Origin of the sequence: Nocardioides sp. CPCC 206347 (genome assembly GCF_048654605.1) — a bacterium.
Classification (GTDB): Bacteria; Actinomycetota; Actinomycetes; order Propionibacteriales; family Nocardioidaceae; genus Nocardioides.
On the sequence record NZ_JBMCYZ010000002.1, the window covers coordinates 39,377 to 65,364 of the forward strand.

At 66.1% G+C, this 25,988-nt stretch carries 20 protein-coding genes and 1 pseudogene; 12 read left to right on the forward strand and 9 right to left on the reverse strand.

Annotation, left to right across the window (positions count from 1 at the left end):
- Positions 1 to 24 precede the first annotated feature (24 nt).
- From ACOACQ_RS06335 to ACOACQ_RS06350, 4 genes are all read left to right on the forward strand, one after another.
- The gene (locus ACOACQ_RS06335; RefSeq protein ID WP_420287889.1) at positions 25 to 1,191 is read left to right on the forward strand and encodes an acyl-CoA dehydrogenase family protein; all 1,167 of its coding nucleotides are present in this window, start codon (positions 25 to 27) and stop codon (positions 1,189 to 1,191) included.
- On the forward strand, positions 1,188 to 2,318 hold the full coding sequence (locus tag ACOACQ_RS06340; protein ID WP_378599420.1) for an acyl-CoA dehydrogenase family protein: 1,131 nt from the start codon (positions 1,188 to 1,190) through the stop codon (positions 2,316 to 2,318). Before ACOACQ_RS06335 ends, ACOACQ_RS06340 begins: the two co-directional genes overlap by 4 nt.
- 264 nt (positions 2,319 to 2,582) lie before the next feature.
- On the forward strand, positions 2,583 to 4,367 hold the full coding sequence (locus tag ACOACQ_RS06345) for an AMP-dependent synthetase/ligase (RefSeq protein ID WP_378599417.1): 1,785 nt from the start codon (positions 2,583 to 2,585) through the stop codon (positions 4,365 to 4,367).
- Positions 4,368 to 4,858: 491 nt separating this feature from the next.
- On the forward strand, positions 4,859 to 5,848 hold the full coding sequence (locus tag ACOACQ_RS06350) for a helix-turn-helix transcriptional regulator (RefSeq protein ID WP_420287890.1): 990 nt from the start codon (positions 4,859 to 4,861) through the stop codon (positions 5,846 to 5,848).
- A gap of 318 nt (positions 5,849 to 6,166) precedes the next feature.
- Here the strand turns inward: ACOACQ_RS06350 and ACOACQ_RS06355 are convergent.
- The 4 genes and pseudogenes from ACOACQ_RS06355 to ACOACQ_RS06370 all read right to left on the reverse strand — a co-directional run bounded on the left by ACOACQ_RS06355 (position 6,167) and on the right by ACOACQ_RS06370 (position 11,389).
- Positions 6,167 to 7,346: pseudogene (locus ACOACQ_RS06355) on the reverse strand (IS481 family transposase).
- Between the two features lie 263 nt (positions 7,347 to 7,609).
- Positions 7,610 to 8,614: an ABC transporter permease gene (locus tag ACOACQ_RS06360; protein ID WP_420287891.1), complete on the reverse strand. Its 1,005-nt coding sequence runs from the start codon at positions 8,612 to 8,614 to the stop codon at positions 7,610 to 7,612.
- Between the two features lie 16 nt (positions 8,615 to 8,630).
- Positions 8,631 to 10,166, reverse strand: coding sequence for a sugar ABC transporter ATP-binding protein (locus ACOACQ_RS06365; RefSeq protein WP_420287892.1), 1,536 nt, complete (start codon positions 10,164 to 10,166; stop codon positions 8,631 to 8,633).
- A gap of 56 nt (positions 10,167 to 10,222) precedes the next feature.
- Entirely contained in the window at positions 10,223 to 11,389 is a 1,167-nt protein-coding gene (locus ACOACQ_RS06370; RefSeq protein WP_378599437.1) for a sugar ABC transporter substrate-binding protein, read from the reverse strand.
- A gap of 288 nt (positions 11,390 to 11,677) precedes the next feature.
- Between ACOACQ_RS06370 and ACOACQ_RS06375 the strand changes: the two genes are divergently transcribed.
- The gene (locus ACOACQ_RS06375; RefSeq protein WP_420287893.1) at positions 11,678 to 13,303 is read left to right on the forward strand and encodes an AMP-binding protein; all 1,626 of its coding nucleotides are present in this window, start codon (positions 11,678 to 11,680) and stop codon (positions 13,301 to 13,303) included.
- 34 nt (positions 13,304 to 13,337) lie between these two features.
- Here the strand turns inward: ACOACQ_RS06375 and ACOACQ_RS06380 are convergent, their stop codons facing one another.
- Positions 13,338 to 14,114, reverse strand: coding sequence for an alpha/beta fold hydrolase (locus ACOACQ_RS06380; RefSeq protein ID WP_378596859.1), 777 nt, complete (start codon positions 14,112 to 14,114; stop codon positions 13,338 to 13,340).
- 89 nt (positions 14,115 to 14,203) lie between these two features.
- Between ACOACQ_RS06380 and ACOACQ_RS06385 the strand changes: the two genes are divergently transcribed.
- Entirely contained in the window at positions 14,204 to 15,055 is an 852-nt protein-coding gene (locus ACOACQ_RS06385) for a crotonase/enoyl-CoA hydratase family protein (protein ID WP_420287894.1), read from the forward strand.
- The gene (locus ACOACQ_RS06390; protein ID WP_378597821.1) at positions 15,055 to 15,819 is read left to right on the forward strand and encodes an SDR family NAD(P)-dependent oxidoreductase; all 765 of its coding nucleotides are present in this window, start codon (positions 15,055 to 15,057) and stop codon (positions 15,817 to 15,819) included. The genes ACOACQ_RS06385 and ACOACQ_RS06390 overlap by 1 nt, the downstream gene beginning before the upstream one ends.
- Before the next feature lie 24 nt (positions 15,820 to 15,843).
- Here the strand turns inward: ACOACQ_RS06390 and ACOACQ_RS06395 are convergent, their stop codons facing one another.
- A complete protein-coding gene (locus ACOACQ_RS06395) occupies positions 15,844 to 17,427 on the reverse strand; it encodes a long-chain fatty acid--CoA ligase (protein ID WP_420287895.1) in 1,584 nt (527 codons plus the stop codon).
- 128 nt (positions 17,428 to 17,555) lie between these two features.
- Here ACOACQ_RS06395 and ACOACQ_RS06400 point away from each other — a divergent pair, with 128 nt between their 5' ends.
- The 5 genes from ACOACQ_RS06400 (at position 17,556) to ACOACQ_RS06420 (ending at position 22,679) form a co-directional block, all read left to right on the forward strand.
- A complete protein-coding gene (locus ACOACQ_RS06400) occupies positions 17,556 to 18,713 on the forward strand; it encodes a thiolase family protein (protein WP_420287896.1) in 1,158 nt (385 codons plus the stop codon).
- 489 nt (positions 18,714 to 19,202) lie between these two features.
- A complete protein-coding gene (locus ACOACQ_RS06405; RefSeq protein WP_378597824.1) occupies positions 19,203 to 19,601 on the forward strand; it encodes an SCP2 sterol-binding domain-containing protein in 399 nt (132 codons plus the stop codon).
- A complete protein-coding gene (locus tag ACOACQ_RS06410; protein WP_420287897.1) occupies positions 19,601 to 21,115 on the forward strand; it encodes an aldehyde dehydrogenase family protein in 1,515 nt (504 codons plus the stop codon). Before ACOACQ_RS06405 ends, ACOACQ_RS06410 begins: the two co-directional genes overlap by 1 nt.
- Positions 21,116 to 21,117: 2 nt before the next feature.
- Positions 21,118 to 22,221, forward strand: a complete 1,104-nt coding sequence (locus ACOACQ_RS06415) for an NAD(P)-dependent alcohol dehydrogenase (protein WP_378597826.1) — start codon at positions 21,118 to 21,120, stop codon at positions 22,219 to 22,221.
- 23 nt (positions 22,222 to 22,244) lie between these two features.
- A complete protein-coding gene (locus tag ACOACQ_RS06420) occupies positions 22,245 to 22,679 on the forward strand; it encodes an ester cyclase (protein ID WP_378597828.1) in 435 nt (144 codons plus the stop codon).
- Positions 22,680 to 22,775: 96 nt separating this feature from the next.
- Here the strand turns inward: ACOACQ_RS06420 and ACOACQ_RS06425 are convergent, their stop codons facing one another.
- Genes ACOACQ_RS06425 through ACOACQ_RS06435 form a run of 3 tightly spaced genes read right to left on the reverse strand, consistent with a single transcriptional unit; the run spans position 22,776 to position 25,914 of the window.
- A complete protein-coding gene (locus ACOACQ_RS06425; protein WP_420287898.1) occupies positions 22,776 to 23,822 on the reverse strand; it encodes an LLM class F420-dependent oxidoreductase in 1,047 nt (348 codons plus the stop codon).
- The gene (locus tag ACOACQ_RS06430) at positions 23,819 to 25,294 is read right to left on the reverse strand and encodes an aldehyde dehydrogenase (protein ID WP_420287899.1); all 1,476 of its coding nucleotides are present in this window, start codon (positions 25,292 to 25,294) and stop codon (positions 23,819 to 23,821) included. Before ACOACQ_RS06430 ends, ACOACQ_RS06425 begins: the two co-directional genes overlap by 4 nt.
- On the reverse strand, positions 25,291 to 25,914 hold the full coding sequence (locus ACOACQ_RS06435; protein WP_420288321.1) for a zinc-binding dehydrogenase: 624 nt from the start codon (positions 25,912 to 25,914) through the stop codon (positions 25,291 to 25,293). Before ACOACQ_RS06435 ends, ACOACQ_RS06430 begins: the two co-directional genes overlap by 4 nt.
- Positions 25,915 to 25,988 lie beyond the last annotated feature (74 nt).

Sequence of the window (25,988 nt, forward strand, 5' to 3'; positions counted from 1 at the left end):
CGATGCGATGAAGGAGACCGATTGATGGACGTTCAAAAGCAGGTGAAGTCCTTCCTGGCCGAGCACGACCCGACTGCGGAGGAGCCGCTGGCGTTCCTGCGCGCCCGGTTCGACGCCGGGCTGGCGTGGGTCGCCTTTCCGGAGGGACTCGGCGGCCTGGGACTGCCGCAGGTGCTGCAGCCCGAGGTCGACCGACTCTTCGAGGAGGCGGACGCGCCATCGAACCGCCCTCTGAGCAACGCTATCGGGCTGGGCATGGCCGCACCGACGATTCTCGCCTGCGGCACGGAGGAACAGCAGAAGACCTTCCTCCGGCCGCTGTGGACCGGGGAGGAGATCTGGTGCCAGCTGTTCAGCGAACCTGGTGCCGGGTCGGATCTCGCCAACGTCTCCACCAGGGCGGTGCGCGATGGTGATGGTTGGGTCGTCAACGGCCAGAAGGTGTGGACGTCCAACGCGCATGCTGCGCGGTTCGCGATCCTCGTCGCACGCACCGATCCCGACGCCGTCAAGCACGCCGGCCTGACTTACTTCATCTGCGACATGGCGGATCCCGGTGTCGAAGTGAGGCCTCTGCGCCAGATCACGGGTGAGGCCGAGTTCAACGAGGTCTTTCTCACCGACGTCCGGGTGCCGGACAGCAACCGGATCGGCGCGGTGGGCGAGGGGTGGCGGGTCGCCAACACAACACTCAACAACGAGCGGGTGTCGATCGGCAAGGGCGCCGGCCGAGAGGGAGGAATGGTCGGCGTCGTGGCCAACACGTGGCGCCAGCATCCCGAGCGGCAGACCCCTGATCTCCAGGACCGGATGGTGCGCCTCTGGGTCGACGCGGAGGCGGCACGGATCGCCGGCAGCCAGCTCGCGCAGAAGCTCGCGTCCGGTCAGCCCGGCCCCGAAGGCTCAATGATGAAACTGCTCTTCGCCCGAATTGCGCAGGAGTTGTCCGGCCTGGAGGTCGAACTCCTCGGCGTGGACGGTCTGCGCTTCTCCGACTGGACGCTCACACGGACGGCCCACCAGGACTTCACCGGGCGGGACGCGGGCTACCGCTACCTGCGCGCCAAGGGCAACTCGATCGAGGGCGGCACCTCCGAGATCATCCGCAACATCGTCGCCGAGCGTGTCCTCGGACTCCCGTCGGAGCCCCGCAACGACAAGGACCGCCCCTGGAAGGAACTCGCCAGATGAGTAGCGCGTACGCCACACCCGACCTTGACCTGCTCCCCAGTGACGTGGAGCACGATCTGCGGAAGACCGTGCGCGATCTGCTCGCGGCTCGGTGCGCGCCGGACGCAGTCACCCGGATGTACGACGGCGACCGAGAAGTCGCCGAGACCTTGTGGCGTGCCCTTGCGGTCGAGGTTGGCCTGGCTGGCCTGCTGGTTCCCGAGGACCTGGGCGGGGTTGGTGCCTCCGCCGTCGACGCCGCCGCGGTGCTGGAGGAGCTCGGCCGGGCGGCTGCCCCGGTGCCCTTCCTCACCAGTTCGCTGGTCGCCACGACCGCGCTGCTCGCCTGCGCCGCGGACGAAAGAGCGCGCGAGGCGATCGCCGCTCTCGCAGCGGGCGAGCGAACAGCGGCCCTCGTCGTGCCTCTTTCGACGGCGCCTGACGGCCGGCTTCCCGACGTCAGGGCGACCAACGGCCTGCTCACAGGCACGGTCCGCAGCGTCGCGGGTGTCGTCGACGCGGACCTACTGGTGGTGCCCGCGGAGACCGCTGACGGCGTCGGTCTGTATCTCGTCGAACCGACTTCTGCGACGGTCGATCCAGTCGTCTCCCTCGACATGGGGCGCCAGGTCGCCGACGTCACGCTGGACGGCACCCCCGGAGAACTGATCCTCGCCGACAGCGAGGCCGCGGTCCGGAGCGCGCTACTGGCAGGCGCCGGGCTGCTGGCCTCCGAGCAAGTCGGCATCGCGCGCTGGTGTCTGGACGAGACAGTCGCCTATCTCAAGGTGCGCAAGCAGTTCGGCCGTGTGGTCGGCGGGTTCCAGGCCATCAAGCACCGCCTTGCCGACCTGTACGCCGAGGTCGAATCGGCGTCCGCGACCGCTCGGTATGCCGCTGCCGCGCTTGCGGCAGGAGAAGACGTGCCGATCGCCGCTCGGGTCGCCGCGGCGTACTGCAGCGAGATCGCCGTTCACGCTGCTGAGGAGGCCGTGCAGCTTCACGGCGGAATCGGCATGACCTGGGAGCACCCGGCACATCTCTACCTGAAGAAGGCGAAGGCCGACCAAATCGCGTTCGGGACCGCCGGCGCCCACCGCGCCGCGCTCGCCGGCCTCCTCGACCTCGAGTTGGGCGAGGCACAGTGAGCTTCTCAGTGGTTTCCGACCCCATGGATTACCCGTACGGGTCACTCGTCCCTGCTGACGGAACGGTCTACTGGCGAGCCTTGAGAGACGTGGCGGTCGTCGCTGCAGGCGGACTGCTCAACTTGTGCCGCAGTTCGCCGTCGGAGATTAAGCCCGGAAGGTGACAGTTTTATACATGTACTTGACGTCAAGTTCATGTAAATGTAGCGAGAACTTCCCGCCCAGGGCGGGTGCTGGGTTCGACGACGGAAGAGTAGGCACCACATGCAGGTAACCGAGACCCCCGACGCTGCCGCTGGCGAGGCGTTCGAACGTGCGCTTCGAGCGCAGACCGTCTGTGAGGCTTTCCAGATCACCGCGGCCGCGCGGGCGGAGCAGGTTGCTCTACGCACTCCGGACGACAGCGTCTCGCTGACGTACGCCGCCCTCGCCGAGAGGGTGCGGCGGGTCGCGGCTGGTCTGGCGGCGCTCGGCGTCAGGCGCGGCGACGCCGTGGGCATCATGCTGACGAACCGGCCCGAGTTCCACGTCGTGGACCTCGCTGTTATGCACTTGGGAGCCATCGCGTTCTCCGTCTACAACACGTCGGCGCACGGTCAGATCGCGTACGTGTTCGGGGACGCAGGCAACAGGGTCGTCATCACTGAGCGCGCGTTCCTCGAGCGCGTGACGGCTGTGCGCGACGACGGCATGCCGATCGATCACATCGTGGTGGTTGACGGCGAGCTGGAGGGCACGCTCGGCCTCGACCAGCTGGAGAACCTCGGTGATGCCAACTTCGACTTCGAAGCGGCGTGGTCGGCGATCAACCCCGATGACCAGCTCACCTTGATCTACACCTCCGGCACGACGGGCTCACCGAAGGGCGTGGAGCTCTCGCACGGAAACATGATGAGCGAGATCCGAGCGGTGCAGCAGGCCTTGCCTGTCACGCCTGGCGGCCGCACGGTCTCGTTCCTGCCCGCGGCGCACATCGGTGATCGGTGGAGCGGACACTATTCGCCGCTGGGAGTTTGGGGCTTCACAGTCACGTCCTGCTCGGACCCCCGCGCAGTGATGGACGTCGTGAAGCAGGTTCGCCCGACGATCTTCCTGCCGGTGCCGCGCATGTGGGAGAAGGCGAAGGCCGGCCTGGAGGTGCAGATCGCGTCGCAGCCCGGTATCGGCGGCAGGCTGATGCGCTGGGCCATCGACACCGGCATCAAGAATGCTCGCGTCGTGCAGGCGGGCAAGTCTGCGAGCCCGTCGCTCCACCTGCAGGCCAAGGTCGCCTCGGCGATCGTCGGTTCGAAGATCCGCCGCGAGCTGGGGGTGGAGCAGGCTTCGTGGTTCCTCACCGGAGCGGCACCCACGCCTCCCGACGTGTTCGAGTTCTTCGCGGCCGCCGGGATTCCGATCTGCGAGATCTGGGCGATGAGCGAGTCCTCCTGCCTCATTACCGTCAACCCGCAGAACGGCATCCGGGTGGGCACAGTCGGTGTGCCGATCCCGGGCGTCGAGGTGAAGGTTGCTGACGATGGAGAGCTGCTCGTGCGTGGCGCGACGGTGATGCACGGCTACCGCAACAAGCCTGAGCAGACCGCCGAGGCCCTCGATGTCGAGGGGTGGCTGCATACCGGTGACATCGGGTCGATCGACGATGACGGCTACGTACGGCTCGTCGACCGTAAGAAGGAGATCATCATCAACTCCGCCGGCAAGAACATGTCGCCCGCCACCATCGAGTCCTGGCTGAAGTCGTCCAGCCCGTTGATCGGCCAGGCGGTGTGCATCGGCGACGGCCGGCCGTACAACGTCGCGCTGATCACGCTCGACCCTGACGGCGCCGCCGGGAGGTCGGTGGACGACGCTCTCACGATCGCTGAGGTCGCGGCCGCTGTGGAGCGTGCGAACGATCAGCTCTCGCGCGTCGAGCAGATCAAGAAGTTCAAGATCGTCGCCAAGGAGTGGCTGCCGGGGAGCGAGGAGCTCACCCCCACGATGAAGGTCAAGCGCAGGAGCATTGTCTCGAAGTACGCCGACGAGATCGAGGAGCTCTACGCAAAGTAGCTCGGAGGTTGCGCTCGCCCAGCAGGGCTCGCGTCTGCCGGGAAGCTGCCGGTCGGGGCGACCGCCCTTGCTGTGTCTGTCCGAGTCTTGTCGGTCGTGCAGGCGTACGCGGTGGCCTGGCGATTCGCTGTAGATGACTCCGACAGTCGATGCGCCGTCAGCCGGCAAGGTCAGTTGGATGGCAAGTCCCCGTCAGCGCGGTTCTCGAGCTGACCGCTGATGCCCTTCCAGGGGTCGGATGCCCAGGTGGAGTGGGCACGATCGGTGGGCCACGGGACGAGCGCCATCGGGCGTTACGAACCATTGACTCTGAGGTTGAGTTCGGTTTCAATAACGTTAAGCCGCAAGGCCCAGCCGGGACCTCGGCTCACTCGGCGGTAACACCTGCACGCGATCTCACCTATGTCGCAGCTGGCGACACAGCATCAGGGAGTGTCATGACCATCACAGCGCCGTACATCGTCGACGGGACCGTCGGACAGCGGCATCCGTTGGAAGAGCGCGAGGGTCTGTGGGAACAGGCCATGCGCAATCGGCTGGGCCCGATGCGGATCCGGCTCTCGAGTGAGGACTGCGGGGCCGGGAAGGTGCAGTCGGCCGACCTCGTTGACCTGCTGTTGACGGACTGGGACTGCCCGGCCATGGACGGATACCTGCCGAGAAGCGTGACGCGCGGAGGACTGGACCCGGACGTCGTCGTGGTGATGGCGGCCTACGGCGGCGAGGAACGTATGTCGATCGAGGGTACTGACACTCTGTTTGGCCGGGGGGCGCTGCTCATCGTGAGCGGTGAGGGCGTCGGGCGGAGTGGTTTCAGCGTGCCCCATGGCTTGCGCAAGCGCTCGCTGGTGCTACCTCGTCCCGCTCTGAGGGCTGCGGGAAGCGGCCTCAAGATCCCCACGTCTCTCTCCCTGGGGTCCGATCGCCCCTTGGTCAGCATGTTCCACACCTTCCTGAGCCAGGTGTGGAACGGACTTCCCGACATGACTGTCGCCGCTGAACGGGAGGCGGCACGGGCAGCACTGATCGCGTTGATCGCGGGCATCGTTCGATCGGAGGGGGTTGGCGTGAACGACGAGTCCGCTCTCCCGGCGCTGCGTGCGCAGCTGGATCGATCGATCGCGGAGCGACTGAGGCACGGTCCGGTCCGTCTCGAAGACCTAGCGGCTGACCACGGAGTCTCGACCCGCACGATCCACCGAGCCTTCGGTCTCACCGGCGACACCATGAAGTCGGTGGTCCGCGCGCAACGCCTTGCCGGGGTACGGCAGGACCTCCTCAACACCAACCTGACGATCGCGACGATCGCCAACCGATGGAACTACTACGACCCGAGCCACCTCGGCAAGGAGTTTCGTGAGGTCTTCGGGCTCTCCGCTGGCGAGTACCGCCAGAACTACGCCGGCGACACCGGGGGGTCGATCGGGTCGGAGATCGAACACAGTGCGCTCGGAGCGGACCGGGTGATGGCAGCGTCGTGATCTCGTCGCGCATCTGCAGGGCGCGATGACGGTCAGCGCTCTGACCTGCGGTTTCGCCCACGGGGCCGGTGCGTGAACGTCGATCCGCTCCACGGCGAGCTTGGCGCGTCGCGACGAAACGCTTACCCCCGGCGTACCCCGCGCTCGCAATCCGTGCCGTTCCATGCGTTGATTTGCCCCAATTCTAGGCGTGAATCCCGCGTGCAAGTGCCAGGGAAGCCATTCGCAATGAGAAGGTCAGGGGTTCGAATCCCCTCAGCTCCACCATGTGATGAGTCGGGACATAGGTGACACCTGAGTCGCGACAGAAGTGACAAGTCAGAGAGCTCCCGGCCATCGGCCGGGGGCTCTTTGCGTGTTGCGCCAGTAGTTCTTGTCGGGCTCGATGGTGTGGGTGGACAGGATTTCTCCGGTGGTGAACCCGACGACGGTCACGGTGGTGTCGTCGGCGATGGCGAGGACTTGTAGTCCTCGGTGGGCGTAGCCGACGCCGAGGTGGTGCATGCGCCCGGCGCGGCGGAAGCTGACCTTGCCCCAGACGTCGACGTGGTCGTAGCGCAGCCGGTGGTGGCCGATGGTGCCGTCGTTGCGCGCTGGGGTGGCTTTGGGAAGTGCTGTGTAGGCCTTGGCCGGGGTGGTGCGGTCCAGGGCGCGGTGGGGGCGCTGCTCGTTGTAGATCTGCCGGTAGCGGTCGAGTTGGTGCTGCAGGTCCGCGATGGTGTCGGCGTCGGGTTGTTGGGCGAGCCATTGCTTCTGGGTCTGGTGGAAGCGTTCGACCTTGCCCTGGGTCTGGGGGTGGCCGGGGTGGCCGTTCTTCTGGGTGATCCCGAGGATCGCCAGGACGTATTCGTAGGCGTTCTTCCCGCCGCCGAAGCGGGCGGTGTAGACGCGGCCGTTGTCGGTGAGTGTGGATGCGGGTTGGCCGTGGTCGTTGCAGGCGGTGAGGAACTCGGTGACCACGATGTCGCCGGTGACGCGTGGGTGCGCGGTGCATCGGATGAGGTAGCGGGAGTGGTCGTCGAGCCAGTTCAGGATCTCCGCGTCGGTGCCGTCGGCCAGGCGCCAGTGGGTGAAGTCGGATTGCCAGCACTCGTTGGGCTGGGAGGCTTCGAAGCGGTGGTAGGAGGAGCGGGGCCGCTTTCTGGGTTCGGGGTCGATCAGGCCGGCGTTGTGCAGGATCCGGCGGATGGTCGAGGTCGAGGGTGCGCGGTGCCCTCGTTCGGCCAGGTGCCAGGCGATGGTGACGGGGCCGGCGTCGAGTCCGTCGCGGATCAGTTGCAGGCGCAGTTCCACGATCAGGTCGCTGACTTCGGTGGTGGTCGCTCGGGCGTTGGTGTGGTCGCCGGGACTGGGGATCGACGGCGTCCAGTCCGCCCTCGCGGTAGCGGGCCAGGAGGCGATGGAGGTGTTGGCGGGAGTAGCCGTACTGTGCGGCGGCTGCGGTGACGGAGAGTTCTTTGGTGATGACCTTGAGCACAGCGACCCGGGCTTTCGACATGCCATCGGACTGTCGCCTATGTCGCGACTCTTGTGTCGCGTGTCAGTTGTCGCCCGTGTCATGAACCCAGACACCCTCAGCTCCACCAAAGCAGCAAGAACCGGCAGGTCGCCTCTGACCTGCCGGTTCTCGCGTTTTCGGGTGTGGGGGAGTGGGGCTTCCACGGACGGGATTCACCGTGACGGACTCCCTCGCGTACCTCCCGCGTCCCCTGCGTCCACGTGCGCCAATGCGGCGATCCCGTCACGCTGGGGCGGAGCGGATCAGCCTGGCCGCCGCTCCCGGGCCGTGAGGGTCGAGAGGGTCACGGCCATCACGAGGCCGGTGCCTGTGACGACATTCTGGACCCAACTCTCGACGCCGTTCAGGCTCAGACCGGAGAGGGCAAAGGCCAGCAGGTAGACAGCGACCAGCGTGCCGAGGACGTTGAAACGACCAGGCTTGATCGTCGTCGCACCGAGGAAGGCGGCGACCAAGGCGGGCAGCGTGAGTGGAATACCGCCGCCGGATGCGGAGGCGCTGCCGATCGACCCGAGGTACAGCACGCCTGCAACGGCGGACGTCAGCGCGGACATGACGAATGCCAGCAGGGTCAGTCGACGCACATCAACGCCCACCAGGTGCGCCGCGGTCGCGTTGGACCCGATGGAATGAAGATGGCGTCCGAGGGGCGTGTGTTGAAGGCCGTAGTAGAAGACGAGGGCGAAGCCGGCCACGAAGTAGACGAGCGACGGCACTCCGAACCAGCTGCCGCTTCCGGTCCTGGCGAGGCCACTTGCCGTGTCGATCAAGATCGACCTGCCGTCGGCGTACCACTCCACCAACCCGCTGACAGCAATGCCGACACCGAGTGTCGCAATCAACGAGTTGACGCCGACGTACGCGATGAGAAGCCCGTTCACGAGCCCAATGGCCAGACCGATGCCGAGCGCCACCACGACCGCGAAGGCAAGTGACTTGTGGTGATCGGCGATCGCGCCCGCGACCGTGATGGCACTGATACCAGCGACGGACCCGACCGTCAGGTCGAACTGCCCGCACACCAGGGGCAGGATGATGGCCAGAGCGAGGATGGCGGGGATGGCTTGGCTCCTGAGAACCTGCTGCAGGTTCTCGGTGCTGCGGAAGGTCGCCGGGTAGTCCCAAAGACTCGCAAATGCCACGAAGACGAGTGCCAGCAAGACGACCAAGCCGTAGCGCCCTGCCATCGAACGGAGCGCTGGCCTCGGCCTCAACGAGACGCCGGTGGGGCGCTCGGTGGAGGTCACGACGGAAGATTGTGTGTCAGTCATTCGGATCGTCTCTTTCTGCGAGCTGCGTGCTGGCTGTGCCGAACGAGGCCTCGACAATGCGGTGTGCGGTCAGCGATGGGCCGGTGAGCTCGGCCGAGAGCCTGCCGTGCGCGATGACCAGCACGCGGTCGGCCACCCTTGCGAGCTCCTCTGGGTCACTGCTGACCACGATCGCGCTGGCGCCGGCGTCGACTGCTGCGCGAACCATCCGATAGATCTCGGCGCGTGCTCCGGCATCGACGCCTTGGGTGGGCTCATCGAGCAGGATCAGGCGCGGCTTTCTTCGAAGCCATCGGGCAAGAACAACCTTCTGCTGGTTGCCGCCCGACAAGGTGTGGATCGGCTGGGCGTCCGAGGCGACACGAATGAGGAATTCCGCGATCGAGTCCTGTGCTTCACGGGACTCAACACGATGATTGAGCCGTCCCCTTCGCCAGTAGCGCCTCAGGGAGGCAGCCGAGAGATTCTCTCGTACGGTCATTCCCGAGAACGCCGCCTCGCCCGGACGGTCCTCAGGGACCATCGCGATTCCCAGGCGCATTGCCCCACGCACACCTGAAGCTGGCATTGTCACGCCGTCGAAGCGAACTTCGCCGGCCGAGGGGCGCCGGGCACCGAACAGGGTGTTGAGCAGGGTGGTCCGACCCGAGCCCAGCAGACCACCGACGCCGAGGATCTCGCCGTGATGCACGTCGAAGGACAGGTCCTGGATTCGGCCCGACTGCAGGCCCCGAACCTCAACAAGCGGATTGTCGGTGCGGACCTCGTGGGCCGGGGGAAAGGCGTCCTCGACGCTTCGCCCGACTATCAACTCAACCAGGTCAGTCTCAGTCATGCCGGCTGCGGGTCGGGTCACGACATGGCTGCCGTCGCGGAGAACCGTCACGGTGTCGGCCATCCGGGTGACCTCGTCAAGGCGGTGGGTGACGTACATGATCGCCTGGCCCTCGGCCGCCCAGCGTTGCAGCGTGCTGATCAGTTGATCGGCCTCGGCGCTCGGCAGCGAGGCAGTCGGCTCGTCCAGGATCAATACACCGCGGGTGTCCTCGCCCTGGTCCTGGAGCACACGGGCGATGGCCAGCATCGCCCGGGCGCCCGGGCCCAGCGCGGCGACCGGGGTCTCCGGCCGGACCTCGATTCCGTAGCGATCGAGAACGGCCTGCGTGCGCTGCCGCACCCGTCTGCCGTGGATCGGAGCAAACGGTGCGGTGTCGTATCCGGCTGTGCGGCCGATCGCCAGGTTGTCCGCGACACTCATGTGAGGGAAGACGGCGGGGTTCTGGTGGACGACGTGGATGCCGACCTCACGGGCGAAGGACGGGGAGGTGTGGTGGCCGGCGACGGAGCGACCATCCACGCGCACATGACCGCCATGGTCGGCGGTCTCGACGCCCGCGAGGATCTTGATCAGCGTGGACTTGCCTGAGCCGTTGCCGCCGAGCAAGGCATGGATACTGCCGCGGCCGACCTCAAGGCTCACGTCGTTGAGCGCTCGTGTGGCGCCATAGGTCTTGGAGAGGTGGGCCAAGCTGAGGGCGACCGTCTGGTCGCCCCCAGCCTGACCAGCCGCAACGGGCAAGTGGATCAACTGATGCCCCACGCCTTGCGGTATGCACTCTGGTAGTCGGGGAGGTCGCTGAACGTGGAGCCCTTCTTGCCGGTGACATTGTCCTTCGTCACGATGGTGAACCCGATGCCGCTGGACTCCACGGGAACTCCGGTCAAGACGCTGTTCAAGGTGTCGACCGCTGCCCAGCCGCTCCACTCGGGGGAGGCGATGTTGACGAACGAGGCGACGCCGCCGCGAACCATGTCCAGCTCGGGGGCCTGCCCCTCAGCGCCCTGGACGAACAGCTTTCCGGTCTTGCCCGTCGACTGCAGGGACGGGTAGATCGCGGCCATGCCGGCAGCGAAGTACGGCGTCGTGATGGCCGAGGCATCGGGATTCTTGATCAGCAACGACGAGATCTGCTGACCGGCCTTGCCCGTGACCAGATCGGCAGCCTTGATGTCGAGCGTCTCGATGATGCTGCTTGTCGGGTCCTTGGCCAGACCCGCCTCGAGACCCTCGGCGATGTAGTCAAGAATCCGGAACTCGGTGTCCTTCACGTGCAGGATCTTCTGGTTGCCGCCGGTCAGGGCGAGGGTCGCGGTGGCCTGGGCAGCGCCGAACGCGACGAATTGCTCGGCGGCGGTGCGGTCATCGACGTACAGCACCTCACCGTCGAACTGCTTGTCGCCCTTGTACTTCGGGTCATCGCAATCAAAGGCATAGGCGCTGACGATCTTGATGCCCTTCTCATGGGCGGCCTTCAAAGCCGTGGAGATGAGCGGGCAGTCGACGGCGACGTCGATGATGCCGTCATAACCGGCCGCGACGATCTGGTTGACCAGGCCCGAGTACTTCGTCGGGTCGCTGCCACCGTCGAAGACGTCGCACTTCCAGCCCACCACATCGCAAGCCGCCTTCGCGCTGTCGATGGGACCCTGCGCAGACAGGTTGTTCTGTCCTGCCGACAGGAGCGCCACCCTTGCCCCCTGCTTGATGGGGCGCGAGGTGTCTGAGGGCAGCACGCTGGTGCCCTTCTGCAGGCCCGGCAGCTCCGCCTTCGCGGCGTTCACGGCCGACTCGGCCGCTGCCGTCGCGCCCGCGTCAGGTGAATCGTCGGTTGCGCCCTTGTCGCTCGCGCAGCCCGCGAGGAGCAGGATCGCTGACGTCGCGACGCACGTCAGGGACAGTCGGTAGTTCATGAAAGACCTCCAGGTCGACTGGCAGTCACTGGCTGACCGCCAGTGCCGCAGTGGTGATGACACGACCGCTGAGCCAGTACGAACAGCCGGGCGGACGGATGTGACCGTACGCACGGTCAGTGATCACGTCAAGGGTCACTTCTGCCGTTCGACTTCGACGCCCTGATTCATTGACCGGGCGTACGGTCAGCGGTACCTTGGCGGCCGTACGTGCCTGCAGTCTGAAGTTGGTTCCGTGGCCTGTTCGCATCCAACTCACTGCCACAACGGTGAAAGAGAGTGAATGACATGGCGTCATACGCCAAGGGCGAGGTCGCGGCGCTGCCCCTGCTCGAGGAGACGATCGGGGTGAATTTCGAGCGCACGGTGGCGGCGTACGGCGATCGTGAGGCGCTGGTCGAGGTGGCCACCGGGCGCCGTTGGACCTACGCCGAACTGGACGCGGCCGTCGATGACCTCGCGATCGGACTGATCCGCGCGGGGATCGTCAAGGGCGACCGGGTCGGGATGTGGGCCCCGAACTGTGCGGAGTGGACGATCACCCAGTACGCGACGGCGAAGATCGGCGCGATCCTGGTCAGCATCAACCCGGCGTACCGGACCCACGAGCTGGCCTACGTGTTGAAGCAGGCAGGTGTGAAGCTCCTGGTGTCCGCGACGGAGTTCAAGACCAGTGACTACCGGGCGATGGTCGAGGAGGTGGTCGAGGAGGTGGTCGAGGAGACGCCTTTGGAGAGGGTGCTGTTCCTCGGCACCCCGGGGTGGGACGAGGCCAACGTCCACGACCCGGGTGTCACGGTGGCGGACCTGGTGAGCTGGTCGCTGGAGCCGAATGATCCGATCAACATCCAGTACACCTCGGGCACGACCGGGTTCCCGAAGGGCGCCACGCTCAGTCACCGCAACATCTTGAACAACGGGTACTTCGTGACCGAGACGATCAACTTCACCGAACGGGATCGGTTGTGCATTCCGGTGCCGTTCTATCACTGCTTCGGGATGGTGATGGGCAACCTCGGGTGCACCACCCATGGTGCGGCGATGGTGATCCCGGCGCCCGGGTTCGACCCGGTGGTCACGTTGCAGACCATCCAGGACGAGGCCTGTACGGGTGTGTATGGGGTGCCGACGATGTTCATCGCGATGCAGAACGCACCCGGGTTCGCCGACTACGACCTGTCGACGTTGCGGACCGGGATCATGGCGGGTTCGCCGTGTCCGGTCGAGGTGATGAAGCGTTGCATCGAGGACATGAACATGAGCGAGGTCTCGATCGCGTACGGGATGACCGAGACCAGCCCGGTGTCGACGCAGACCCGTGCCGATGATGACCTGGATCGTCGTACGGCCACGATCGGGCGGGCGCATCCGCATGTGGAGGTCAAGGTCGTCGACCCGGTCACCGGTGAGACCGTGGAGCGTGGCGAACCGGGTGAGTTCTGCACGCGTGGTTATTCGGTGATGCTCGGCTACTGGAACGACGAGGAGAAGACCGCGGAGGCGATTGATGCCGAGGGGTGGATGCACACCGGTGACCTGGCGGTGATGCGTGAGGACGGGTACTGCGCGATCGTGGGGCGGATCAAGGACATGGTGATCCGTGGTGGGGAGAACATCTATCCCCGTGAGATCGAGGAGTTCCTCTACACCCACCCCGACGTGGAGGACGTCCAGGTCATCGGGGTCCCGGATGAGAAGTACGGCGAGGAGCTCTGTGCCTGGGTCCGTATGCGACCCGGGGCCGAACCGCTCGATGCGGTGGCGGTGAAGGAGTTCGCGACCGGCAAGCTCGCGCACTACAAGGTCCCGCGCTACGTCCTGGTCGTCGACGAGTTCCCCATGACCGTGACCGGCAAGGTCCGCAAGATCGAGATGCGCGAGGAGACCACACGCCAGCTGGGCCTCACGGTCTGATCCGATGGCGTCTCCGGCCGCAAGCTGAACCTGGTCAGGAGACCCGAGCGGTGAAGTCCAGAATCGTACGAGTGACGAGCTCTGGGTCGTCGTACATCGGCACGTGTCCGACCCCTGGAAGTGTCAACCATTCGGCGTGGGGCACCAGCGAAGGAAAGCGTGCACCGTACGGATCGAGGGGGATGAGTGCGTCACGCTCTGACCAAGCGATCTGTACGGGGCAGTCGATGGCTCCGAGCTTGTGTTCGGTGCTCAGGAACCAACGCTTGAGCGGTTGAGAGATCGTGCACTCGGCCATGTCCTCAGTGAATTCCAGTGCGGCTTGGACCGACATCCGGTCGCCGTGTTCCACTGCGATCTTCAGCGCCGCTCGTCGCACCGGGGCCGAACGCAGCAGACGGGGGAGTAGGGGTGCCATGCGTGTCGTCAGCTGGCCTCCGAGGAACAACTTCAGCGCCAACAACTGGAGATGCCGACCGGCCGGCTCCCAGCCGAGGGCAGGTGAGAGTCCTGTGACAGAGAGAGCCCGTCCACGCGCTGCCAGTTCGAGGGCCAGCCACCCGCCCAGGGAGTTGCCCACCAGGTGTGCGCGCTCCACTCCCGCGGCATCGAGGTCGCGCTCGAGCTGGTCCGCCAGCGTCGCCGCTGTCGGTGCGATTCCGTCCGGATGCGAAGGCCCATCGGCATGTCCGGCCAGGCGAGCGACGTGGACTCGGTGGCGCATCCGGAGCCCGTCAACCACAGGGTCCCAGTTGTGCCAGCTGCTGTTGAAGCCGTGAATGCACAGGAGATCGGTCTGAGGCGCAGCCATGAGCCCTCCAATGATTGATGACACACATCGGAACCAGTCCGTGCGACGAACTCACGGTAACGTTGACCGTGCGTACGGTCAATAGTACCGTGGCGCGAGCCAATGACCAGCCCACGACAGAAGGCACCGTCGACATGAAGTCAACACCAGCGGACGAATCAACTGGCCGAGCGGTCGTTCTCGATCGGCGTGGCCCCGTCGCCTTGATCACCTTGAACCGGCCCGACGCGATGAACGCGGTGAATGCGGACGTGTCCCGAGCCCTGGGAGCGGCGCTCGCAGAGTTCGCAGGAGATCGCCAGTTGCGGGTGGCTGTTGTCACTGGCGCGGGCCGTGCATTCTGTGCCGGGGCAGACCTCAAGGAACTGGGTGCTGGACGGACGGTGCTCGACGTCGACCATCCTGAGCGGGGGTTCGCCGGGTTCGTGCGGCACTTCGTGGACAAGCCGATCATCGCAGCCGTCAACGGCTTCGCGCTCGGTGGCGGAACTGAGATCGTCCTTGCGGCGGACATGGCCGTGATGAGCGATGCGGCGAAGCTGGGTCTACCGGAGGTGAAGCGCGGGCTGGTGGCCGCAGCTGGCGGTTTGCTCAGGCTGCATCGGCAGATCCCTCCCAAGGTCGCGGCCGAGGCAATCTTCACCGGAGAGCCGTTGGATGCCGCAACAGCGCTGCAGTGGGGGCTGGTCAACCGCGTTGTCCCTGCTGAGGAGGTCCTGGCGACGGCGCTCGCTCTCGCGGAGAAGATCGCAGCGAATGCGCCCCTGGCAGTCCAGACGAGTAAGCGCATCATGATGCGCAGCGCTGTGGGGTCCGACTGGGAGAGCCCCCTGTGGGAGATGAACGAGGCTGAGTTCCGAGCCGTCGGCGCCAGCGAGGATGCCCTCGAGGGCGCGAATGCGTTCGCCCAGAAGCGTGAACCGATCTGGGTGGGTGCCTGATGAGTGTGCTGGACCTCTTCCGTCTCGACGGACGTGTCGCGGTCGTGACCGGCGCCAGCGCGGGCCTCGGGGAGGCGTTCGCGGTTGCCCTCGCCGAAGCGGGTGCCGATGTCGTGCTGGCTGCTCGTCGCGCTGACAAGCTGGAGGCAACTGCCAGGGCCGTCGAGGGTGCCGGTCGTTCCGCCCTCTGTGTTCCGACGGACGTTGCTGACCCTGGTCAGTGCGACGCCCTGGTTCGGACGGCCATGGCGGAGTTCGGCCGTGTCGACGTGCTCATCAACAATGCAGGGGTCGGCGCAGCTGTGCCTGCGCTGCGCGAATCTCCCGAAGAGTTTCGTCAGGTGCTCGACGTCAACCTCATGGGTGCCTACTGGATGTCCCAGGCGTGCGCCCGGGAGATGCAGCCGGGTGCGAGCATCGTGAACATCGCCAGCACGTTGGCGTTCATCGCCGCCCCGGCCCCCCAGGCGGCCTACGCCGCCAGCAAGGCTGGGCTCGTCGGTCTCACCCGCGACCTGTCTGCGCAGTGGGCCGGCCGCAGGGGAATCCGGGTCAACGCGCTCGCGCCGGGCTACGTCGCGACGGAGATGACCGCCGAGGTGCCCGCCGAGATGCTCGACGACTTCATCAATGCTCGCAGCCCGTTGAAGCGGCTGGGGAATCCCGATGAGATCACGGCCGCCATGCTCTTCCTTGCCAGTCCGGCAGCGGGCTACGTCACCGGCAGCACGCTGGCGGTCGACGGCGGCATGTCAGGACATTGAGAGCCGCCGTCAAGCGCGTCCGGGTCAGTTGACCGGGGCGCGCAGGCTCACCTTGTCGAACTTTCCCACGCTCGTACGGGGGATGGTCGCCACAAACGTCCACAGCTCCGGGATCCACCACTTCGCCACGCTGCCGGTGAGGAAGTCCATGAGATCCTCGGCGCTCGCCTTCGCCTCGGGGGTCAGGACGACGAAGGCATGCGGCCGTTCCTCCCACTTCGGGTCCGGGACGCCGATCACGGCGACCTCGGCCACCGCGGGGTGTTCCGCGATGGCGTTCTCCAGCTCGACGCTGGAGATCCACTCGCCCCCACTCTTGATGCCGTCCTTCAGGCGGTCCTTCAGCTGCACCCAACCACCGGGGTGGATCACGCCGAGGTCGCCGGTGCGCAGCCAGCCGTCGCGGAACTTGGTGGGATCGGAGTCGCCGAGGTAGGCGCCGGTGATCGTGTTGCCGGACACCTCCACTTCGCCCTGTGACTGTCCGTCCCACGGCTGGATGCGGCCTTCCTCGTCAACGATTCGAGTCATGACGCCCGGGATCAGTCGACCAGTTCGAGTGGTCCAGGTGATCTCGTCGTCGGAGGGGGTGCGAGCCGGAGGGCGGGAGAAGGTGAGCAAGGGTGACGTCTCGGTCATGCCCCAGCCCTGGGTAAGTTGAAGCCGGTTCCTGTCGCGAAGTTGCCGTGCCAGCGCTGGCGACAACGGGGATCCGCCCGACACGGCCACCCGCAGGCCGGTGAGATCAACGCCCTCGGAATGCGCGTGTTCACTCAGGCTGCTCCAGATGGTGGGCACGGCAGCAAGCATGGTCGGCCGGGCCTTGTCGATCATCGTCGCCAGATGCGGTGCCTGGAGGAAGCGGCCGCTCATCACGAGGTTCGCGCCCGCGATCCACGCGGCGTGCACCCATCCCCAGGCATTGGCGTGGAACATCGGCACCACGGGCAAGGCAGTGTCGGAGTCGCTGAAGCCGTAGGCGCTCCCGGTCGAGATCATCAGGGTGTGCAGGTAGGTCGAACGGTGGCTGTATGCGACACCCTTCGGGTCGCCCGTCGTACCCGTCGTGTAGCAGAGCACGGCTGCCTCGTCCTCGTCCCCGTCGACCCAGGTGGTCATGGGTTCAGCGCTGGCGATGAGATCTGCGTAGGCGTGGAAGTGGATGCCGGGGTGCTCGAGCGCGCTGAGGTCCACCTCGCCCACGACGATCACGTCACGGACGCTCGGGACCGAGTCGATGAACTCCTGCAGGAGCGGCAACAGGTCGGCGTCGACAATGATGGCGCGATCCTCGCCGTGCCTCGCGATGTAGGACAGCTGGGATGCATGGAGTCGCAGGTTGAGGGTGTGCAGCACCGCCCCCATTCCGGGGATGGCGAAGTAGGCCGCAACGTGGTGCGACGTGTTCCAGCACAAGGTCGCCACGACGTCCCCGCGGGCAATCCCCAGGTCGGCCAGTGCTGTTGCCAGGCGACGACTCTCGTCAGCGACCTCCGCGAACGTACGAGGGGTGAGGTCGCCGTTCTCGTAGTCGGTCACGGTGGAGTGGGGATGCACTCGACAGCCGTGTTCGAACAGCGCGGTGATCCGTAGCGGGTGGTGCTGCATCGTGGCTCGCACAGTCAGGTCTCCAGTTTGATCCAGGCGGTCTTCGAATCAGCAGCGCTCTCGGTCAGTGGCGCAGATCCACTCAGCACGATATCTTATGAACCGTACGTACGGTCAAGGAGGAAAGCGTGGCGTCAATCGCGGGACTGGGGCTCACCGAGGTGGGCAAGGTCTTCGGCAAGACCTCCTTCGAGCTTGCCGCGGAGGCGGTCTCCCTTGCCGCAGCCGACGCAGGACTTGCGACGACTGACATTGACGGGTTGTTGATCAACCCGGCCCTCGCCCAGCCCTCGCTCGACCTGACCCTGGCTCGCCGACTCGGTCTCCGGGACCTGCGAGTGCTCACCCAGTTGACTGCCTTCGGCGCCTCGGCGGGATTGATGGTCGCGCAAGCGGCGCAGGCCGTTGACAGTGGAGCTGCCCGCGCGGTGGCCTGCGTCTTCGCGGACACTCCGAGGTCCGAATCCAGTTCCGGTGCTGATGCGTACAAGGCGATGTCATTGCAGGCGCGAGGAGTGCGTAGCGCCGAAACTGCCGCGGGTCTGACCAGTACGACGCATCGGTACGCCCTCGCCGCAGACCGCTACATGTCCACGTTCGGGGTCACTCATGACGAGCTGGGGGCGGTCGCGGTTTCCCAGCGCCGGTGGGCTGAGCTCAACCCGGTCGCGACGATGCGCACACCGCTGACTCTTGCGGACTACCACGCCTCCCGCTGGGTGGTGGAGCCCCTCCATCTGCTCGACTGCTGCCTGGTCTCCAACGGTGGGGCGGCGGTGATCGTGACCACGACCGAGCGAGCCCGCGACCTCAGGCAGCCGCCGGTAAAGATTCGCGGCTGGGGGCAGGGGCACCCCGCTGCCCCGTTCCGCGCGGACAGCACCTTCGGCCTCACGACTGGGGCCAAGGCCTCAGGGCGCGCCGCGCTTTCGATGGCGGGGATGGGCATCGACGACATCCAGTTGCGGGAGATCTACGACTGCTACACCTACACGGTCCTGGTCACACTTGAGGACTACGGCTTCTGTGGCCCGGGGGAAGCCGGCGCACTCGCTGCGTCTGGCGCATTGGGTCCGGGCGGGGTGCTCCCGACGAACACGGGAGGAGGACAGCTCTCCTCCTTCTACCTGTGGGGCATGACTCCTCTGCACGAGGCGGTCATGCAGGTCCGCGGTCAGGCCGGCGAGCGGCAGGTGCTCGATCATGACACCGCGATGGTCAGCGGTAATGGCGGCGTCCTCGAGCACCACTCCACTCTCGTCCTGACGTCGGAGGCCGCAGCGTGACCGGCTCGGGCCGGGCGCCCGCTCGTCGCGACCAGATGACCGCCGCCTGGTTCGATGGTCTGGGTTCGGGACGGCTCCTTGTCCGGGTCTGCGCGGACGGGCACGTCAGTCGGCCGGATGTTCTCGCATGCGACGTCTGCGGAGAACCTGACCTGGACTGGGCTGAGTCCGGCTGTCGAGGGGTCATTGTGTCGAGGGCCGTCGACCATTCGACGAGCCCCCCGACCAGCCTGGTCATCGTCGAGTTGGCCGAAGGGCCGTGGCTGTTCACGCGTAGCGAAGGGGGCAGCGTCGCGCCCGGGGGAGCCGTCACTGTTCACTTTGTTCATTCCGGCGAGGGCGAGTCGTACCCCGTCGTCGTGGCTGAAGCCTGACCTGTTCACGCGCCGTAAGCGCACTCATCTTTTCTATTGACCGCACGTACGGTCCGTGAGATTCTGGTGAGCGCAGGCCCGGGCGAATCGAGCCCGGCTCGACCGAGGAGATCACGTGAGCTTTTTCAAGGACGACGCTGAGGTCTACCAGTACCTCGGACAGGTGTTCAGGGTCGCGGACGGCGTCGATGGCGTCGGAGATGCGTTGCGCGCGGCGGACATCGTGCTGCGGCTCGACTACAGCAACCCCACGTCGAGCATCACCGTGCTCCTCAAGGAGCCGGCCATCGAGGTCATCGAGGGCGACTCGGATCTCACGCCTGATGTCCGGATGTCGATGTCGGCCGATCACGGGAACCAGTTCTGGAGCGGCGAGTACAACGTCGCCGTGGGCCTTGCGAAGGGCCAGGTCAAGGCCAAGGGACCCGTCTCGACGATCCTGAAGCTGATCCCAGCAGCCAAGCCGGTCTTCCCGATCTACCGTGAGCTCGTGGCGGGCAAGGACGCGGTTTGATGACTGACGTTGTCGCGGAGGTGCCTCACTTCCGCATGTACATCGACGGTGACTGGGTCGATACAGAGGAGCGTTACGAGCTCATCAACCCGGCGAACGAAAACCTGTGGGCGACATCCGCCCGAGGAAGCGTCGAGCACGCTGATGCAGCGGTCGCTGCAGCGGCGGCGGCACACAAGCGTGGCGACTGGCGCAACATGCCGCCGGAGGAACGTGCTGCCGTCATGTCGCGAATGGTCGAGATCCTCAATGAGCGGATGGACGACCTCGTGGACCTCCATGTCGCTGAGAACGGTGTGACCGTCCGCCAGGCCATGGCCTTCCACGTCGGTTACTCGATCTCCCACCTGCAGTACTTCGCGGACCTCGCACGGACGTACGCCTTCGAAGTTCCGGGACCTCTCCTGGGCTACCCGACCATGGCCGCCGGCGTGACGCGGCGGGAGCCGATCGGAGTGGTGGCGGGCATCGTGCCCTGGAACTTCCCGATGCTCCTTGCGGTCTGGAAGCTGGGACCGGCTCTTGCGGCAGGCAACTGCATCGTCATCAAGGCGGATGAGAAGACTCCCGCAACCCTGCTCGAGGTGGCCCGGGCGGCCCACGAGGCGGGACTGCCGCCGGGCGTACTCAACGTGATCACCGGCGAGGGCGAAGAGGTTGGCCGGCGTCTTTCGGTGCATCCCGACGTCCGCAAGATCGCGTTCACGGGCTCGACGGCCGTGGGTCGCCTCATTGCCCAGCAGGCTTCGGAGAACATCAAGAAGGTCACCCTCGAGCTCGGGGGCAAGGGGCCCAACATCGTGTTGCCCGATGCCGACATCGACGTCGCCGTCGATGGCGCGCTGTTCGCGTTCTGTCTTTACCAGGGGCAGGCCTGCGAATCGGGCACCCGGCTGCTTCTTCCCGACTCCCTGCATGACGAGTTCGTGGCCAAAATGATCGCGCGAGCCAAGCAGATCAAGGTCGGCGACCCGACAAGTTTCGACACCGACATGGGGCCGATCATCTCGGCGGAGCAGAAGAGTCGCATCGAGTCCTACATCGAGCTCGGCCCCAAGGAAGGCGCGACAGTCGCGTTCCAGGGCGAGGTGCCCGACGGCCCCGGCCACTGGGTCCCGGTGACGATCCTGACCGACGTCACCAACGACATGCGGGTGGCCCAGGAGGAAATCTTCGGTCCGGTCCTGTGCGTCCTGCGTTATCGCGACGTACAGGAGGCAATCGACATCGCGAACGACTCCGACTACGGGCTGTCCGCCGGAGTCTGGAGCGAGGACCTCGACGCCGCGATGGACGTTGCCCGTCAGATCGACTCCGGGACGGTCTGGATCAACGACTGGCACATGGTCAACGCGCTGTACCCGTTCGGCGGGTTCAAGCAGAGCGGCATCGGGCGCGAGCTCGGTCCTCATGCCCTTGATGAATACACCGAGGCGAAGTTCGTGCACGTCGACATGTCCCGCACACTCGACCGCCGCGTCTACGACCTCGTCCTACCGGCTCAGGAGGGCTGAAAATGCGTGTCGCGATCTTCACCGAGCCCGGGGGTACGCCGACCCTGGAGGACGTCGAGCACACCCCGCTGCAGGACAACGAGGTCCTGGTCCGCATCGCGGGAGTCGGAATCTGTCACACGGATCTCACCGGGCTGAATGGCAACCTGCCCCTCCCGATGCCTGCTGTCCTCGGCCATGAAGGCGCCGGCGTGGTGGAGGAGGTGGGTCCTGACGTGACCCATGTGGTTCCCGGTGACCACGTCGTCCTCACCTTCGACACCTGCGGAGACTGCCCATCCTGCGACAACGGACATCCGGCGTACTGCGCGCTGGCCGGCGCCCTGAATTACTTCGGCACCCGCCTGGATGGCACCACGACGTTGGTCCAGGGGGATCGCCAGGTCCACGGGAGCTGGTTCGGGCAGTCCTCCTGGGGAACGCATGCCGTGGCAAGTGCGCGCAATGCTGTGAAGGTGGACAAGGACGTCCCGTTGCACCTGCTCGGGCCGTTGGGTTGTGGGCTGCTGACCGGGGCAGGCACGGTCATCAACGTGCTTCGCCCTCAGCCCGGACAGAGCATCGGATTCTGGGGGCTCGGAACCGTTGGTCTTGCCGGCGTGATGGCTGCGAAGGCGGCGGGGTGCGAAACCATCGTCGCGGTCGACCTCAGCGATGACCGGCTCGCCCTCGCTCGCGAGCTGGGAGCCACGCACACCTTCAACCCGTCCTCGACCAAGGACGTGGTGTGGGAGATCCTCGAGGTGACCGGCGGACTCGACTGCTCGATGGAGGCTGTGGGGCTCGGCCCCGTGGTGCGGGACGCGCTCATGTCTCTTCGCACTCCCGGCATTTGCGCCACTGTGGGTCTTCAGGCGCTGGACAACGACATCACCATCGACCAGGGCCACCTCCTCATGGGTCGCACCCTGACCGGTGTGATCGAGGGGGACGCAGAGCCCCACCAGCTGATCCCGCAGCTGATCGAGATGTGGCGAGACGGTCGTTTCCCCTTCGACCGGCTCATCACGGAGTACCCCCTCGAGGAGCTGGAAACCGCACTGGACGACTTTCACGCGAGCAAGGTGATCAAGCCCGTCCTCATCCCCGCCACCTCGTCGTACTGACAACTCGAAAGGCAAACGAAACCATGAACACGACTGCACCAGCTCTGACGAGCGCCGCTTGGGTCGAAGAGTTCTTTCGGCACGTGGATGCGCACGACTTCGAATGGGTGGAGGCCGCATTGACGCCCGACTGCGTCATCGATGCCTCAGGCTTCAAGGAGACGGGCGCCGAGGTCGTGGTGCTGTGGATGGCCGGGTTCTTTGCTGCGTTCCCTGATCTGCGTCACCGCCCCTTCCGCGTGATCAGTGGGACGGACGAGGTCGCTGCCCTCGTTCAGGTGACCGGCACGCACACCGAGGATCTCGGCTTTCCGGACGGCGACTTCCTGCCACCCACCGGCAACTCCATCGACGTCGAGCTCGCTGAGTTCTGGCGCTTTGAAGGGGACCGCGTCGCCGAGTACAAGGTCATCTACGACCAGGCTGGCTTCCTTGGTCAGCTCGGAGTGGGCGTCTGACGTCGCAAGCCTGATCGCCGAACAAGGGCACTGGATCCTTCACGTGGAAGGACTCAGTGCCCTTGTTTCGACTCTGAGGTGGGTCGAGGTGGGTCGTCAGAGTCGGGCGGCTTCGTCAACCAGTCTGGCGAGGGTCGACTGCTTCTGGCTCCCGCTCACGATGAGGGTCGTCAGGCACGTGGGCGCCCATCGGTTCTTGAAGTCGTCGATGATCTTGTCCGCCGGCCCGACGAGGGCGACGTCCTCCACCATCTCGAGCGGGATGGCGTCGATCGCCTCCTGCTTGCGTCCGGCGAGGTAGAGCTCCTGGAGCTCCTGGCAGACATCACCCCAGCCCATCCGCACGAACAGCTCGTTGTGGAAGTTCGCGCTCTTGGCGCCCATGCCCCCCGCATAGAGACCGATGATGGGCTTGATGTGCGAGGCCGCGAGCTCGACGTCCTCGTCCTCGGCCATGAACACCACGCCCGCGACGTCGAAGGTCTCGGCCGTGCGCCGTGCGCCGGGCACGCCGAAGCCCTCGGCCAGCGCCGATCGATAGAAGGCGTCGGACTTGGGGGAGAACCACAGGGGCAGCCAGCCGTCGGCGATCTCGGCTGCCAGCGCCACGTTCTTCGGGCCTTCCGCGCCGAGGTACACCGGGATGTCGCTGCGATACGGGTGCACGGTGGACCGAAGCGGCTTGCCGAGCCCGGTGCCGTCTGCGCCCGTGTAGGGGAGCTGGTAGTGCCGCCCGGAGAACTCCACCGGGGCTTCGCGCTCCCACACCTGGCGCATGATCTGTACGTACTCACGGGTGCGCTCGAGGGGCCTCGGGTACGGCGTGCCGTACCAGCCCTCGACGACCTGTGGGCCCGATGCACCCAGGCCGACCAGCATGCGCCCGCCGCTGAGGTGGTCCACGGTCTGCGCTGCCATCGCCATGGCGGTGGGTGTGCGGGCGGAGATCTGCGTGACCGCGGTGCCGAGCTTCAGACGCTTCGTTCCGGCGCCCCACCACGCGAGTGGCGAGATGGCATCCGACCCGTAGGCTTCAGCGGTCCACATGCTGTCGACGCCGACCTCTTCGGCTTCGGCCAGGCGTCGTTCGACGTCCTCCGGAGGTCCGGCACCCCAGTAGCCGACAGAGATTCCGATCTTCATGCTTGTTCCTCCTTCGTCGTGGTGTTCAGGTAGATCGACTTGAGCGTTACGTAGGCGTCGAGACCTTCGGGTCCGAGCTCGCGCCCCACGCCGGACGACTTGACGCCTCCGAAAGGAGCGCCCAGGTCGAGGTCGAAGAAGTTGACGCCGATGGCTCCGGTCTCGACCCTGCGGGCAACGTCGAGTCCGCGTTCCTGATCGCGCGTCCAGACGGTTCCTCCCAACCCGTACTCGGAGTCGTTGGCCAGTCGAACGGCGTCGTCGATGTCGTCGTAGGGCAGGACGCACAGGACCGGACCGAAGATCTCTTCCCGGGCCGGCGTCGATCGTGGATCAAGATCGGCGAGGACGGTTGGTTGGACGTACCAGCCGACGGGCAGGTCTTCAGGACGCCCACCCCCGGCCACCACTCGAGCGCCCTCGAAGCGGCCAGCCGCGATGAACTCCTCGACGCGTGCGCGCTGCGCGCTCGTGACCAAGGGGCCGACCCGTGTCGTCGGGTCGGCGGGGTCGCCGACCTTGAGGGAGGTGGCCAGATCGGCGACTGCGCCCACGACGTCGGCGTAGCGCGACCGCGGAGCCAGAATGCGGCTGTTCAGGTAGCAGGTCTGCCCGTTGTTGAGCAGGCTGACCCAGGACAGACCTCGAACGGTCTGCTCGAGGTCAGCGTCGTCCAGCACGATTGCGGCGCTCTTGCCTCCCAACTCGAGGGTGACCGGGCGGAGCAGGCGGCCGCAGATCTCGCCGATCGCGCGGCCCGCTGCCGTCGAACCGGTGAAGGCGACCTTGTTCACGCCAGGGTGTGACACGAGGTGGGCGCCCACGTCCCGTCCTCCCGCGATCACATTGATCACGCCCGGCGGAAAACCGCATGCCTCGGCTGCATCCGCGATGGCGAACGCGTCGACGGCCGTTTCAGGCGCCGGCTTGATGACCACCGTGCAGCCCGCGGCGAGGGCCGGGGCAAGCTTGAACATGGTCAGCGACTGCGGAAAGTTCCAGGGAACCACGATCGCGACGACTCCGACGGGGTCCCTGCGCACCACGGTCACCCGGCCCGGCCGGGCACTGACCCGGGCCTCCTCGATGGGCGTTTGCTCGGCCAGGTCGGCGTAGTAGCGGAGCGTCGCCGCCGGCCCCTGGCCTTCTGCCACGCGGGCGAGGCTGATCGGCATTCCGTTTTCTCCACTGACCAGATGGGCGGTCTCGTCGCCCCGCTTTGCGAGCTCGTCTGCCAGAGCACGCATCCAGGCGGCCCGTTCGGAGCCAGCAGTTCCAGCCCAGGAACCCGCTTGCAACGCCCGCCGAGCCGCGCCGACGGCCTGGTCAACATCCAAAGCGGTGCCGGTCGGCGCCGCCCCGAAGACCTGCTCGGTGGCAGGGGAGATGATGTTGGTCATCGCAGGGTCGCTCGAGGGTTGCCAGCGCCCGTCGATGTAGAGGTGACTGCGTTCTTCGATGATGGCGCTCATGCGGAATCTCCCGGAATGAGGATGGGTTTGATTGCCTTGCCGCTGGCCATGTCGGCTTCGGCCTGGTTGATGTCACTGAGGTCGTAGGTGCGGATCATCCGATCGAACGGGAGCTGACCTGCTCTCCACATCTCGATGAGTTGGGGAATGAGTACTCTCGGAAGGGCATCGCCTTCCAAGATGCCGGTCACGGTCTTCCCCATCGCGAGGGCATCGCCCGGAAGGACGAAGTCGGCACCGACGGCAGACACCATGCCGAGAACGCCGCGAGGACGAAGCGCAGCGACGCCAGCGGAGATGACCGGCATGACGCCGGTGGTGTCCAGCGCGGTGTGGGTGCCGCCCCCAGAGAGTTCGATGACCCGCTCACTCACCTCGGCGTTCGAGAGGCCAACCGCGTGGACCACGTCGGTGGCTCCCAGCTCCAGAGCGAGATCGAGACGACCTCGGTGGAGATCAACAGCGATGATCCGCTCGGCGTCGGCTGCGAAAGCGGCCATGACGGCGGACAGCCCCACTGCACCCGCTCCGAACACAGCGGTGTGGGAACCGGCACCTACGTGCAGGACATTGAACATGGATCCGACGCCGGTGAGTACGCCACAGCCGAGCGGGCCCATCAGCTCGAGTGGAAGGTCCTTCGGGACCGGCACGGCGTTGCGGGCAGCGACGAGGGCATGCGTCGAGAACGACG